The 13469-nt window shown below is 42.7% G+C and carries 18 protein-coding genes, 2 pseudogenes and 1 other annotated feature (1 of these 21 only partly in view); of the genes and pseudogenes, 16 read left to right on the top strand and 4 right to left on the bottom strand.

Annotated features, from left to right (window positions below; all coding sequences use genetic code 11):
- The first annotated feature begins 13 nt into the window (after nt 1-13).
- The 7 genes and pseudogenes from ACXACN_RS01995 (at nt 14) to ACXACN_RS02025 (ending at nt 5129) form a co-directional block, all read left to right on the top strand.
- Nucleotides 14-547, top strand: a complete 534-nt coding sequence (locus tag ACXACN_RS01995) for a DUF4269 domain-containing protein (RefSeq protein ID WP_474961892.1) — start codon at nt 14-16, stop codon at nt 545-547.
- A 69-nt stretch (nt 548-616) separates the two neighbouring features.
- Nucleotides 617-1570 (top strand): DUF2268 domain-containing putative Zn-dependent protease, encoded by a 954-nt coding sequence (locus ACXACN_RS02000; RefSeq protein WP_474961894.1) that lies wholly within the window; start codon nt 617-619, stop codon nt 1568-1570.
- A gap of 118 nt (nt 1571-1688) precedes the next feature.
- Nucleotides 1689-2225: a 2'-5' RNA ligase family protein gene (locus tag ACXACN_RS02005; RefSeq protein ID WP_474961896.1), complete on the top strand. Its 537-nt coding sequence runs from the start codon at nt 1689-1691 to the stop codon at nt 2223-2225.
- A 330-nt stretch (nt 2226-2555) separates the two neighbouring features.
- Nucleotides 2556-2738: pseudogene (locus tag ACXACN_RS02010) on the top strand (hypothetical protein); the annotation flags it as partial.
- 35 nt (nt 2739-2773) lie between these two features.
- Nucleotides 2774-3034 carry a hypothetical protein gene (locus ACXACN_RS02015; protein ID WP_474961897.1) on the top strand — a complete coding sequence of 87 codons (261 nt, stop codon included), beginning with the start codon at nt 2774-2776 and terminating at the stop codon, nt 3032-3034.
- Nucleotides 3035-3047: 13 nt separating this feature from the next.
- A complete protein-coding gene (locus tag ACXACN_RS02020) occupies nt 3048-3515 on the top strand; it encodes an NUDIX hydrolase (RefSeq protein ID WP_474961899.1) in 468 nt (155 codons plus the stop codon).
- Nucleotides 3516-3815: 300 nt separating this feature from the next.
- Complete coding sequence (locus tag ACXACN_RS02025; RefSeq protein ID WP_474961901.1) at nt 3816-5129, top strand: TrkH family potassium uptake protein; 1314 nt, start codon at nt 3816-3818, stop codon at nt 5127-5129.
- Between the two features lie 84 nt (nt 5130-5213).
- Here the strand turns inward: ACXACN_RS02025 and ACXACN_RS02030 are convergent, their stop codons facing one another.
- Both ACXACN_RS02030 and ACXACN_RS02035 read right to left on the bottom strand, forming a co-directional pair.
- Nucleotides 5214-5654 carry a hypothetical protein gene (locus ACXACN_RS02030; protein ID WP_474961902.1) on the bottom strand — a complete coding sequence of 147 codons (441 nt, stop codon included), beginning with the start codon at nt 5652-5654 and terminating at the stop codon, nt 5214-5216.
- 131 nt (nt 5655-5785) lie between these two features.
- Nucleotides 5786-6715 carry an oxidoreductase gene (locus ACXACN_RS02035; protein WP_474961904.1) on the bottom strand — a complete coding sequence of 310 codons (930 nt, stop codon included), beginning with the start codon at nt 6713-6715 and terminating at the stop codon, nt 5786-5788.
- 143 nt (nt 6716-6858) lie between these two features.
- On the opposite strand from ACXACN_RS02035, the gene ACXACN_RS02040 reads away from it, so the two are divergent.
- From ACXACN_RS02040 to ACXACN_RS02060, 5 genes and pseudogenes are all read left to right on the top strand, one after another.
- Complete coding sequence (locus ACXACN_RS02040) at nt 6859-7398, top strand: sigma-70 family RNA polymerase sigma factor (protein ID WP_474961906.1); 540 nt, start codon at nt 6859-6861, stop codon at nt 7396-7398.
- Complete coding sequence (locus ACXACN_RS02045) at nt 7391-8425, top strand: hypothetical protein (protein WP_474961908.1); 1035 nt, start codon at nt 7391-7393, stop codon at nt 8423-8425. The genes ACXACN_RS02040 and ACXACN_RS02045 overlap by 8 nt, the downstream gene beginning before the upstream one ends.
- 86 nt (nt 8426-8511) lie before the next feature.
- Complete coding sequence (locus ACXACN_RS02050; protein WP_474961910.1) at nt 8512-8706, top strand: hypothetical protein; 195 nt, start codon at nt 8512-8514, stop codon at nt 8704-8706.
- Nucleotides 8703-8824: pseudogene (locus tag ACXACN_RS02055) on the top strand (GNAT family N-acetyltransferase); the annotation flags it as partial. The gene ACXACN_RS02050 and the pseudogene ACXACN_RS02055, both read left to right, overlap by 4 nt.
- Before the next feature lie 176 nt (nt 8825-9000).
- Nucleotides 9001-9228, top strand: a complete 228-nt coding sequence (locus ACXACN_RS02060) for a hypothetical protein (protein WP_474961912.1) — start codon at nt 9001-9003, stop codon at nt 9226-9228.
- A gap of 426 nt (nt 9229-9654) precedes the next feature.
- On the opposite strand, the gene ACXACN_RS02065 is transcribed toward ACXACN_RS02060, so the two are convergent.
- The gene (locus ACXACN_RS02065) at nt 9655-10380 is read right to left on the bottom strand and encodes an alpha/beta hydrolase (protein WP_474961914.1); all 726 of its coding nucleotides are present in this window, start codon (nt 10378-10380) and stop codon (nt 9655-9657) included.
- A 31-nt stretch (nt 10381-10411) separates the two neighbouring features.
- Nucleotides 10412-10975, bottom strand: coding sequence for a TetR/AcrR family transcriptional regulator (locus ACXACN_RS02070; protein WP_474961916.1), 564 nt, complete (start codon nt 10973-10975; stop codon nt 10412-10414).
- A gap of 178 nt (nt 10976-11153) precedes the next feature.
- Here ACXACN_RS02070 and ACXACN_RS02075 point away from each other — a divergent pair, with 178 nt between their 5' ends.
- From ACXACN_RS02075 to ACXACN_RS02090, 4 genes are all read left to right on the top strand, one after another.
- Nucleotides 11154-11981 carry an oxidoreductase gene (locus tag ACXACN_RS02075; protein ID WP_474961918.1) on the top strand — a complete coding sequence of 276 codons (828 nt, stop codon included), beginning with the start codon at nt 11154-11156 and terminating at the stop codon, nt 11979-11981.
- 106 nt (nt 11982-12087) lie between these two features.
- Nucleotides 12088-12210 carry a hypothetical protein gene (locus ACXACN_RS02080; RefSeq protein ID WP_474961920.1) on the top strand — a complete coding sequence of 41 codons (123 nt, stop codon included), beginning with the start codon at nt 12088-12090 and terminating at the stop codon, nt 12208-12210.
- Between the two features lie 79 nt (nt 12211-12289).
- Complete coding sequence (locus ACXACN_RS02085; RefSeq protein ID WP_474961921.1) at nt 12290-12436, top strand: hypothetical protein; 147 nt, start codon at nt 12290-12292, stop codon at nt 12434-12436.
- Between the two features lie 105 nt (nt 12437-12541).
- Nucleotides 12542-13168 (top strand): FMN-dependent NADH-azoreductase, encoded by a 627-nt coding sequence (locus tag ACXACN_RS02090; RefSeq protein ID WP_474961923.1) that lies wholly within the window; start codon nt 12542-12544, stop codon nt 13166-13168.
- Nucleotides 13169-13256: 88 nt separating this feature from the next.
- Nucleotides 13257-13469, top strand: a binding site (T-box leader); it runs 13 nt beyond the window's last position.

Consider the following 13469-nt stretch of genomic DNA (forward strand, 5'->3'; position numbering starts at 1 on the left):
GAGGCTGGGTATCATGAACATTCTTCTTAAAATGATGGAAAACGGAAATGAAAAGCAGCGCAGAGCCTATCACGCGATTAAACGTTTGGATATTCTAAACAACTATCCATCCTTTCAACCTGTCCTTTGTGGCACGATTCCTATAGGGATCGATGTGGAGAATTCGGATTTGGATATCATTATGGAAGCTTACGATCTTCTCTTCTTAGAGCAGTGTATGATTCAGGATTACGGACATTTGGAAGAGTTTCGCATAAAAAGAAAAATCGTTCGGGAGCGGGATGTTCTGAAAGCGAACTTCTTCTTTGAAGGATTCATGTTTGAAGTCTTTGCTCAACCACAGCCGGTGCATGAACAACATGCTTACTTACATATGAAGATAGAAGCTGAGTTAATGAGAACCATTCCAGGGCTGAGAGAGAAAGTAATCGTTTTGAAGAAAAAGGGCATGAAAACAGAAGCAGCTTTTTGTAAACAGTTAGGGATTGAAGGAGATCCTTATCTAGGTTTGCTGGAATATGGGAAGAGGTTGAAACTTATAGAATAAACGTGACGGGTTGGAGTGATTTGAAAATAAGTCTGCTCCGTTAAAAGGGAACAAAGGTGGGGATTCAGCTTGAAAAAAATCATGGATCATTTGGCGGGATTGACTGTCATCTGTGGGTTTCTCCTTGCAGGGTGTTCCATTGAAGAAAAAGTGGACGTAGTGGAAGACCTGAAATCATTCTCTTATCAAGGGCAGGCCTTCGAAATCGTTACCTATGAAAAAGAGTATCAGAATTACATAGAAGAAATGGATACCGAAGACTTGAATGATGTGTATCATGCAAATGTGCTGGAACCCTTTCGCATTCAGGCATTTGGAAAAGAGGAAGGCTATGCGCTCGTCAGTGCCGGGGATTGGCATTTCATCCCCCCATCAAATAAACGATCTCTAAAGGAGACCGTGGATTATTTAGAAGAGGAAGAACAGATGATTTTGGAGACGATTCAAGCCGCCATAAGAGAATCTGTGGACCTTCTTCCTGGCGGGGATAAGGATATCCATGTCTTCCCTACGAATCCTGACAACACGTTCGGTATGGGACGGGTGGATGACCTATCCGGAGTGACTTGGAATGAGGAGTTTTTACTGATTACAATCGGTCGTAACATTTCTAAAGTAGACTTGAAGCGGCTGATTGCTCATGAATATCATCATACCGTCTATAATGAAAAGAACGAACCTCGTTATACATTACAGGAAAGCGCTGTCGTCGAAGGGAAAGCAGAGTATTTTGCGAATCTCGTGTTTCCTGAGGGTGAAAGTTCGTTTACCGAGCCTCTGCGAGGTCGGTATCAGGCAGAAACCGTAGAACTTTTCCTCGAGTATGCCGATTCCACCGACCCTGTCGTTCATGGAGACTTTTTTTATGGATACCCGGAAAAGGATATTCCGCCTTTAGCTCTCTACCGGATTGGATATCAAATCATGGAAGGGTTCATAGAAAAGCACCCTGAGTTGTCAGTAGAAGAATGGACCAATCTATCATCTGAAAAGGTGTTGGACGGGAGCGGATTAGGCGGTTGAATAGGAATCGATGCAGAGAAATAAGGCTCTATATGTTCCTTGTGGGTAGATGAAACTTCTGGGCAATCTCATCTTGTTGCAAGACATACTTATGAGTCTAATCGGGAGGGGAGCGGGAATGCACTATTTTATTGGTCTTGTACCACCGGAAGATTTTAAAGAAAAAGTGATTCACTTTCAAAACATGTGGACGGGGAATACAATTACAGACGTTGTTGAGCCCCATATTACATTGAAGGCTCAGGGAGGTTTGACACAAGACCGAAAATGGTTGGATCAAGTGAGGAGCGCATGCAGGAATGTACAACCCTTCCATGTCCGTTTAGGAGAACCGGCTTTTTTTGGGGAAGATGTCCTTTACTTGAGTGTTCAATCGGAAATGCTCTATTCCGTGCATGAAAAAATGGTACAAATTGCAGCTCCAACTGTGGAGCAAGTGCAGACATATTTTGAGCTGGGTCACTTCATCCCTCATTTGACGCTTGCTAAAACGTCATACGGCTTGTCTAAACAGGAGCTCGTGGATATGGCGAAGGTAGCTGATAAGGAATTGCGGCCTTTTCCAATGTTTGAGGTGTATAAAGTAAGAGTTTATCAGGAAACGGGTCGGAATGAATATACCAAGCTTGAGGATATATCTTTAGGGATTATGTAATGAGTGGTACGGTGCCTTTATTTCTCCTGAAAAGAATGAAGAACTATTGCTAATAGCGAGATTGTCTTTTTTACGAGTAAATCTCCTCCACCTTAAGTCGTAGATAGAATCATGCCACTACCTGAGGTGTTTTTTGTAGTTCATCGTTATCCTTAATCTATAGAAAAGGATGGTGAGCGATTTGGAGATTGCCTCCGTTGCATTGCATGCAGGAGTCAGGATTTTACTGAACATGAACAAATAGAAAACAATTTTTCATTCAAGGTTGGTCATAAACATCAGTAAGGCTAATACAACAGTAGAGTATGCAGTCGATGCAGACAAAACTTTGCAGTAGCCGACTTAACTTCCAGAGATAATCAGCCGATAAACAGGGCATATTTGAACTTCACAGGAGATGATGGAAGCGAGAATTACCTCCTTCTGGTTGAACCAGATAGACAATGGATCTTTTGTGATCCGGTTGCTGTGATCCATTCTCTTGAAGTGGTTGTAAAAAACAAGGGCCATTAACTGTTCCTGCAAAAATAAATAAGGGGGTTGGAGAGATGCATGGTTTATTAGCATTGTGGCTCGATGAAGATGGCATACTTGGGGTCATTGAAAAGAAGGATGAGCGTTTTGGATCCTCTTTCCATCCCATTAAGATGGATGAGGAAACGAAAGAGTGGTTCATCATTAAAAATCTTTGGTACACCACCTATACGGGTGCCCGTCATTATTTCCGCTTAAACACGAATATTTATCGCGTATCTGGGCGAATGAACAAGGTTGATGTGAGAAAAATGGATGTAAAAGAATCGGTTTGAAAAGGAGAAGGATATGGATTATATTCACCATTTGCGTTCCATGGTCGGTCATGAAAAGGTGCTGATGGTCGTGGCAGGAGCGCTTGTTTTTAACGAAGAAAACCAATTATTGCTGCAACTGCGTAAGGACACAAACACATGGGGAGTACCTGGCGGTTTCATGGAGCTCGATGAATCGGTTCAGGATACTGCACGGCGGGAAGTTTATGAAGAAACGGGTTTGCAATTAAATGAAATGGGTTTGTTCGGAATCTATTCAGGTCTTCATAAACATAAAGAATTTCCGAATGGAGACCAGGCCGCCATCGTTGAAATTTGTTTCAGCTGCAGGTCCTACACAGGGGCATTGGTTAAGGAGAATGAAGAGTCTCTGAGTAACCGTTTTTTCGATTTGGATGATCTTCCTGATTACATATTTAAAGAGCATAAACAAATCATTGACGATGTGAAGAACAAACGTGAAACTCCGGTATTAGGGTGAACGAACATCATCTATTCATGAGAACTTCCTATGTAAAATAGGGAGTTCTTTTGGATTTAAAAAAGATTAAGGTCATATTCCTTCTAGCAAGGTCAGCGGTTTTTCTGCATTTCTGTTTCCATTCTCCCGTTATCTCCCATTAAATGATTTGAAAAAAATCATCTTTCATTCCTTTGTATTCGAACAGAAATCAGTCTCATCTGAGCAGAAGCGAATTGTAAAGTTTTAAAAAAATGTTTGAAAAAGAGGAGGACAGCTATACAATAAGTATCATCCTATAGAAGAAATGGCGGTTACATTATGAAACGTAATTCATGGACTCCACCTCAAATATTAATTGTAACGTTTGTCGCCTTAATCCTTGTTGGGGCTGGATTGCTTATGCTTCCGATGGCAACAACAGAGGGGATAAGCTTTATTGATGCCCTTTTTACTTCGACTTCTGCTATGACAGTAACGGGATTGATTGTTCTTGATACAGCGACAGCTTTTACACTGTTTGGACAAGTCATCATTATGGTCCTTATTCAACTCGGAGGACTTGGGATTATGACTTTTGCGGTCTTTATTTATATTGCGATCGGTAAGAAAATTGGAATAAAACACCGCCTGATCATCAAACAGGCTCTGAATCAGTCGGCCATCGGCGGAGTGGTGAAGCTCGCCAAACGCTTACTCATTTTTTCTTTGATTGTCGAAAGTATTGCCGTCATCTTCTTATCGGTAAGATGGGTCCCTGAGTATGGTTGGTTTCAAGGGATTTATGCAAGTGTCTTTCATTCGATTTCAGCCTTCAACAATGCCGGTTTTTCCATTTGGTCAGACAGCTTATCGGGATATGTCATCGACCCTGTAGTTAACATAGTGATCACCTTCTTGTTTATCATCGGTGGTATTGGGTTTACAGTGGTCTTTGATATGTGGAAGACGAAGGCTTTTAGCCGTCTCGCCTTACAAACCAAGTTAATGATTATAGGTACTCTTGTCTTGAACACCGCCAGTTTCTTAGTGATCCTCTTGTTAGAGTTCAATAATCCAGCAACGATTGCGGATTATTCTACATTAGGAAAGATCCAAGCCTCTTATTTCCAGGCGGTGACGCCGCGAACGGCTGGGTTTAACACGTTGGATATCGGACAGATGGAAGAGTCTACTTTGTTCTTTATGATCACATTGATGTTCATTGGGGGAGGAAGTGCATCAACCGCCGGGGGTATTAAATTAACCACGGCTTTAGCCATTTTACTAGCTACGTTTTCTTTTTTTCAAAACCGTCAGCATACGTCGATTTACCATCGAAGTCTTTCCAATCATATCATTCACAAAGCTTTGGCTCTGACCATTGCTGGGATGTGTGTCGTCATTTTTACGACATTCATCTTGAATTTAACGGAAGACGCACCTTTTTTGATGATCCTGTTTGAGGGTGTTTCAGCCTTTGGGACCGTCGGGCTTTCTATGGGGCTGACAGGGGATCTGAGTTTAGTAGGTAAGGTGATGATCATAGGCACGATGCTGATTGGTAAATTGGGACCGTTGACCTTCGCATTCGCTTTTGCCAATCAGTCTCCGGACCTTATCAAACATCCGGAAGAAGATATCTTGACGGGTTGATCAGAAGAAGGGGGAGCCTTTTACAAAGGCATTCCCTTCTTTTTTGGGGGACGGCCTCCATGATGTTAAATAAAGAAGTGGAAGTTAAAATAAAACGTTATGAAAAGCTTCGTTTACTTGTTCGATGTAATGAAGCCATACAAACACTGCTATGATCATGACAACTCCGTTAGCGGACAATGCCAACGAGAGGTACTTCTTTTTCTTTGGGTGTGTTCCCATCCATTTTTCACTGAACAGCAGGTAATAAGAAGCGATGAAAAACGGGGCAATCAGGATTCCTGCAAGAAACCAACGGTTGAATTGGCTCATATAAGAACTTAAAACGGATAGACTTTGCTGTTCTTCACTTACATCAGAGTTGATAATCGGGTTCGGACCATTCAGGCCTTCGTACATGACCAATTGATTTTTATCATTCACTTCATATTTCAAAAACTCGAAGTCCATCGCCAACCCGTAGATGGCAAGCATGGATAAGAGACTGATACAGAATGCAACTCCCCAAACCTTTCTTTTGGACATTTGTCTCCCCCTCGCCCTTTCTTTTATATCCTTATTATTCCAAATAAAGGAAGCGTGTTCAACACTAAATCGTACTTCTGACGAAGAAAAAGCTGAAGGATTGGACCTTCAGCTGTGTACCAAGAATTCTTCTATTGGAAAGAGTAGGTGACACCGGTGAGTTTTTCTGATACTTTCCATAATTGATCGGCGTCCAGGACGTCGTACGCTTTCGTAATGGGAGAAACGGCGACAGGACTTCCTTTCATCTCCCATCTGCCCCCTGGTCCGAAATATTCTCCTCCCTGGACAGCCGCGTCTGTCGCTGCTCTTAAACCAGGCAACGCGCCCTCTGAAGCGTTTTGTGTCAATGGTGCCAGCAGTCGGCCCAGGATTTTGAAAAGGACTTTATCTTCAATGTGCCTCACAAGATTGGTGCTTGCGATTCCGGGATGAGCGGCGGTGACGGTTAGATCTAAACCGCTCTTTTCCACTTTCCTTTGCAGTTCTTGGGTGAACAACAAATTGGCGAGCTTGGACTGCGCATAGGCCTTCATCGGAGTGTATCCTTTACCCTCTTCAAACATGAGGTTATCAAAATTCATGACACCGGACTTGTGTGCGTTGCTTGATATATTGACAACTCTAGCCTTTGGAGTCTGCTTCAACGTGTCGAATAAGTGGCCGGTCAGGGCGAAATGCCCGAGGTGATTGATGCCAAGCTGCTGTTCAAAGCCATCATTCGTCTTCCCATAAGGGGTCGTCATGACGCCAGCATTATTCAGCAAAAGATCAAGACGGTCATATTTCTCCTTAAAGGCCTCCGCGAATTCCTTGACTGACTGCAAATCCCCTAAGTCGAGACTCATGACATCAATATCTGCATTCGGGTTTTCCTTTTGAATGGATAAATAGGCTTCCTGCCCCCGCTCCATCGATCTTGAGCCAAGAATGACAGTGGCTCCTCGTTTGGAAAGAACTTTGACTGATTCGTACCCTAATCCGCTGTTCCCGCCTGTAACGATCACCGTTTTCCCCTTTAACGAAGGGATCTCTTCTCTTGACCACGCTTGTTCTTTCATCCTTATCACTCCTTATGACATTTATCGTAAGAAATTTCCTCATCATTGTAAAAAGAACAGCCTTCGGACAAGCACATTAAAATTTTATGGAACCTAAAAAAGGATGATTTCGTCAAAGAGAATGAAAAGGGGGGAGAACGTATATGAATGATGAACAAATGAAACAGAAGACACAGAAAGAAATTTTAGCCGACTTGATGGACACTTATGGAGATATGGTTGTCAGGATCGCTTTTACCTATGTAAAGGACCAACAATTAGCAGAGGATCTGGCTCAGGAGGTCTTCATCCGCTGTTATCAACATTTACATACATTTGAACATCGCTCGAGCTACAAAACATGGGTGTATCGCATAACAGTCAATCACTGCAAAGACCACGTGAGAAGCTGGTCGTTTCGTAACTTGATTCCATTTGAACCGTTGAAGATGGAAAAAGGAAAGGAAACACCTAGTGTCAGTGAACAAATAGTAAAAGACGAAGAGAATGACGTTCTTTTTCGAAAAGTGCTGAAGCTTTCCGTGAAGTTGAGAGAAGTCATCATCTTTTTTTATTACGAGGAATTAAGGGTTGAGGAAATCGCTGAACTGTTAGGTGTAAACGAGAATACCGTTAAAACGAGGCTTCATAGGGCAAGGAACAGTTTGAAGAGAATGTTGAAAGGAGGAGAGGTATTTGAGTAACCGTTGGAATTATCCAGAAAAAGTCAAAGGGATGAAGTTCAAAGAGAAGCATCAGAATCAAGTATTCGATCGCTTGCAAAGACCGAACAAGCCGGAAAAAACATTTGGTCGTCTCTGGATGGCAGCAGCTGTCGTGGTTCTTTTGTTTGTTGGGTTATTGTTTACCCCAGCCATGGAGCCTGTGGTTGCTAAAATTCCATATATCAGCCAGTTTATCGAGAAGGAAGAAGACAGGATGGAACGAATGGAAGTGTTTTTTGATGAAGCGTATCGATCCATTCAAGACGAAGGATATCAGATCGGAAATATGCAGGTGAGTCATGAAGACAAAGAAGTCATCGTTGAGTTGATTGACATGGATAACGGAAAAGATGAGGTCCGTATTATTGTTGAAGAGCTTTTGAAAGAAAAAAACTTTCATGAGTATGCTGTCTCTGTAGAGCCATTTGAAGAAAGAGTCCACCAGTCGGATGTGACCGAAGAGGAAATGCAACAGCTCCAACAAGATTCGAAAGACCTTGAAGAAAAGGTAACGGATCGATTGAAAGAGGAGAATTTTGAACTGATGTTCCCTGTTCAAGTCCAGATGAACCCGACACAAGGAGTATATATCCATGTCATCGTCTCAGAAACGGAAACACGATTGAGCCTCCTCGAAAACATTTTGTTGGAAGAAGGTCAAGAATACAACGAAAATCCAGAGCTTGATATCAGACAAGTAGAAAATAAAGCAAGAGCACAGGAAATTCGTTGGGGAGAAACAGGAGCTATTCATCATATTGCCCAGGCAATGATGGAGTCGGACCAATACCCGGTTACAGGATTTTCATATTCCTTCCATCCATATCCGCTGCAAATCAAAATTAAAACTTCGCTGGATCGTTCTGATGGCAGTTCAAAGCAAATCGCGGAAGCAATCAGAGATGAAATCGATTTGTTTATTCAAACGGGAGAAAAGACAGCTCCCATTAGGAATGACGAGTACGAGGTCCATGTCTTTAGTGAAGATAAGAAAAACATCCAATGACTCAACCGTCACCTTCAAGGTGGCGGCTTTTCATTGAAGGGGTGGATGGGATTTGAAATAATTAATACAAGGAAAGGAGAGGGACGATGCTTGCAAATTTTTTATGGGGAGTATTCCTTGTTCTATTCATTGGTTTTATCATTTACATGGACAGGAGAAAGAGTGAAAAACGTAAAGGGCAGCCGCCCATTCGAAAGACTGAGCAGGAAAAAGAGGTAGAGCGTGCCGTTGCCCGTGAAAAAGGCTTTCGCGGAGGGCCAGGGGGAGGAGAAGGCATGTGATCGGTTCATCGATCTACATTAGAGCATTAGAAAATCGAGATGCAGCGGAAGTGCTTTCTTTGAACACTATTCCATGGGGCGAGCGGATGATTTTTATACGGTGAAAGGACAAAAAAAGGGCGCGCTTGCAGTCCTCAATCCGAAAGATACATAGGTTGAAGCCTTTTGGAAGGATCGATAATCCACAGGAAAAAAACATATATGATTGTCTTATTCTTGAAGAAAAGGAATGTTTTGAAACGTTTCTGGATGTTCTTACGTACATGTAATAAGACGAAAAGGAGGCATTTGCATATGTGGGTTTTCCTCGGTCTTGTCGGATTATTGGTTTTCCCGTTGCTGTTCGGATGGTTACGTGATGCTTTCGGATGGAACAGGAACAAATTTTACGGAGATGAAATGAATAAACAAAAACGAAATTCTGTGGAAAAACGTTATGATAAAGCGGAGATCCAAAAGTCGAGAGTGCATCAACACTCCAGGAATCAAGGCAACCATGGAGGATTCGGAGGGTTTAACTAATCGTAAACGAAACCTAAATAAAGCCAGCACTATTGCTGGCTTATTTTTATACTCTTTTTTAGTATGGTGAACGTTGCATCCATTCCGTTTATCCTCCAGCCCATTTTCCTACACAGAATACATAGGTTTTCTAACCCTTTTCGAAAAGGGTTGGGGATAGATAGTCGTCTATCCATTAAGGTGAATCAGGAGGTGGATCTTTGAAAGTTTTGTGCTTTATATTTACCCTGACTCTTTTTTTCTACGCCGTCATCGGACAAATGATATGGGATTATCCTGTACCCGTTTTTTCTCATATTGGGTTGCTGGCCCTATCGATTTTATCTTTTATTATTTTTTTGAAATTTCTAATGGGAACAGATAAAAAGGGGTGGGAAGAGGTTAGGAAAGACCGGGACTTATTTGAAAGCCCCGGTCATTATTATGTCAGGATTGATCCAACAGCCACTCATGGATTGTACGTACGATGATTTCTTGCTGTTCTTTAGCTGGAATATCAGCCAGGCGATCCCCTTTTTGCGGACCATACATACCGAACTGGGCATGATTGCCTCCTTCAATATTATGAAGCGTCGTTTCCGTTGAAAGCAATGGCTCCGTTTCCTTGATTTTAGATTCTGTTGTTAATCCATCTTTCTCCGCATAAATCGATAAGATCGGGGTATCGGTATTTGCAAAACTGCTACCTTCACTCGGATAGGAAGCGAAAAGAATCAATCCCTCTGTTTCATCCGGGTGCTTATGAACAAAAGAGGCAGCAGCCACCCCACCGAGGGAATGTCCTCCCACATACCATTGTTCAACTTCTGGGTATCGGTCGATCATTTCCTGCGCTTTGTTCCTGTTCAATAAGGGTAAGTTCAATGTCATAGTAGGAACCCCTGTGAAGTATCCGCGGCTCGCCAGTTGTTGAGCCAGATAGCTGTAGGCTTCTGCTTCGACTTTTGCTCCGGGGTAGAGAATGATTCCTGTTTTTGCGGTACTTTCAGGTTCATGCACGATCCATCCGTCTTGTTGCTGGATTTCTTCCACAAGACGTTTCATCTCTGTTGATGGTTCATAGGTTTGTTGTGTCCAAATGTAAAAAATGAGGATACTGACACTGATCACAGCGAGGAAACCAATCACTAAAATTTTGATCCACTTTCTCATTCTCCGGTCTCCTTCCACTAGTTATAAGACATCACTTTTTTGAATGTGGGTTGTTCAAGGTAATATCTGAATAGATTGTCGCCATTTCTTCAGGGGTTTCTACGGCTCCATGACGAATCCACTTTTCGAGCATATGCCAAATGCCGGCAGAGTTGAACGCTGTATAGTAGGTAAGGAAGGTTTCATCGTAACCCTTCATCAGGTCGGCTTTGTATCTTGCATTCAAAGATGGTAAATAATCATCCAGCTGTTTGAGCAGGATGACAAACAGGTCATTCTTTTGAATGAGTTTCAAAAAATCAATATGCTCCTGCCAAAATTCAAAATACAGCTTAGCCATTGCATAAGGAGTGAGAGCATCAAGCGCTTCGAATTCTTTTTCAACTTCTTTCATCAGTCCTGTGATGTATTCTTGGAGGACTTCCTCCTTGCTCTGGAAATTACGGTAGAACGTCTTGCGGACAAGATCTGCGGACTCTGTTATTTCTTTAATGGATATTTTGTGGTAGGGCTTTTCTTCCATCAATTGCAATAAAGCATCAATGATCCATTTTCTTGACCTCATCGAAATCGGGTTCGTGCTTTTATCATTCATCCTTTTCCTTCTCCTTTCACATGTCGTTTCACAAATGTCCCACTTTCCTGCATCTGTATCACTTGGTCAGAAACTATTGACCCTCTCATGCTCTTCTCATTATAATTTGCTTACAGAAGTGACACAAGTGTGTATCTAGTTACAAGTGTAACTTTGTATAGATGGGGAGGAATGCAAGATGACGAAGACAAGCAAGGGTGTCGTGTTGATTACAGGGGCATCTTCAGGAATGGGGAAGGAAACGGCAAAACTATTATTGAAAGAGGGTTATATCGTATATGGAGCGGCCAGACGGCTGGAGAAGATGAAAGAGATCGAGTCCCTCGGAGCCCATATTCTTTCCATGGATGTAACCGACGAAACGTCCATGGTGGATGGGGTGAACCGGATCATTCAGGAACAGGGAAGGATAGATGTGCTCTTCAACAATGCGGGCTATGGCTCTTACGGAGCAGTGGAAGACGTGCCGATCGAAGAAGCCAGGCGTCAATTCGACGTCAATTTGTTTGGGTTGAGCCGGTTGACTCAACTCGTGCTGCCACACATGAGAAAACAGCAATCAGGGAAAATCATTAACAACTCGTCCATGGGGGGAAGAATTTTCACTCCGATGGGAGCTTGGTATCATGCGACAAAGCACGCGCTTGAAGGGTATTCGGACTGTCTGCGCTTGGAAGTAGCCCCGTTCGGGATTGATGTCGTTGTCATCCAACCGGGCAGCATTGAAAGTGAGTGGACGGGCATCATGTTGGATCATCTTCAGAAAACGTCTGGTACATCGGCATACAAAGACATGACAAGGTCTTTTGTGAATATGACGAAGAAAATGACGGGATCCGCCTCTTCACCAGCTGTAATTGCAGAAACAGTGAAAAAAGCGATCGAAGCGAAAAAGCCAAAAACAAGGTATGCGGCCGGAAAATATGCGAAGCCTTATATGTTCTTAAGAAAAGTTGTCCCTGACCGGATGTTCGACCGCATTTTCCATTCCATGATGAAAAACTAATCAGGATAAAAATGGAACTTCATAGATGAATCCGCAAGACGATAAAAAAGGATGAGACGTGTTCGTGTCATCCTTTTTTATTTTTAAGTGAAGAAGAAGGGAAATTGTGAAAAAAAAGCGAAAGGGTAAAGAAGATCGGATGGAAAATCGGTTCACGGACTACGATGCGACACAACCGGATGGGGGCGCATATTTTGAAGAGAAGTTTGGAAAAGAGCGTGACCGTTAGACATACATAAAGCATCTTTGAACATAGCTGGAATATTCGCTTTTCCTAAGTGAAAACTATAAAAAAAGGAGGTGGAAACATGGAAAACACACCCTTTCATTACGATGGGCGCTCTCCTTTTAACAAAGAGGAAGTACCGAACGAGGCGTTTATGCTGACAGATGAAGCAAGAATGAACATAGCGGCAAATCCTTACCTCTCTGATGGTAAGGCGGAGCAGGAATAATCGCCATACTTATGCATCCACCCAGATTTGGGTGGATCTTTTTTTTAGTAAGAATGACCGTTTTAATCCAAACTAAACTATCTTTAATCGAAAGGTAGGATACGTATGGCAAAGGTTTTATACATTACAGCACATCCCCACGACGAGACGGCGTCCTATAGCATGAGTGTGGGAAAAGCATTTATCGACACGTACAAAAAAGTAAATGCAGGAGATGAAATCATTCACGTTGACTTGTACCGGGAAGAGATTCCGCACATCGATGCCGATATCTTCAACGGGTGGGGAAAACTGCAGTCGGGGGAGGAACTTTCGGAGGTGGAAAAAAGGAAAGTCGAGCGCCTGGGAGAGCTGTGCGATCAATTTGTCTCGGCTGATAAATATGTTTTCATCACCCCGATGTGGAACTTCTTGTTTCCTCCTGTGATGAAAGCCTATATCGATTCGGTGGCAGTCGCGGGCAAAGCTTTTAACTATACCGAGCAAGGCCCAGTCGGTTTATTGACAGATAAAAAAGCGTTCCACATCCAGGCTTGCGGGGGGATTTATTCAGAGGGACCTGCGGCAGGTATGGAAATGGGGCATCGGTATTTGAACATCGTGATGCAGTTCTTCGGCGTTCCTTCCTTCGAAGGCATTTTTGTCGAAGGACATGCGGCAAATCCGGATCAGGCGGATGAAATCAGAGAACATGCGATTGCAAGAGCGAAAGACGCGGCCCAAACGTTTTAAGTATTTCTAATAAGCCCTAAAAGAAAAGATTCAGAAAAAAACGTTGACATCTTTTGCCTTTCCGCGTAACATAATCCTAACTTTAATACCTACGGCAATGACAGAAACCCAGTAGTGAAGAGATCCCTGTCGTCAGAGAGTCGACGGTTGCTGCGAGTCGATACACATCTTTTCATGAATTACCTTCTGGAGCTTCTTTTACGAAAACTCAGGTGAGTAGTGGAAGACGGTAAATCCGTTATCTTTTTGAGTGGAGGATGAGTTGATTCATCTTTAACTTGGGTGGTAACGCGTGAAGAAG

Source organism: Halobacillus sp. AWM4_238 (assembly GCF_056158265.1).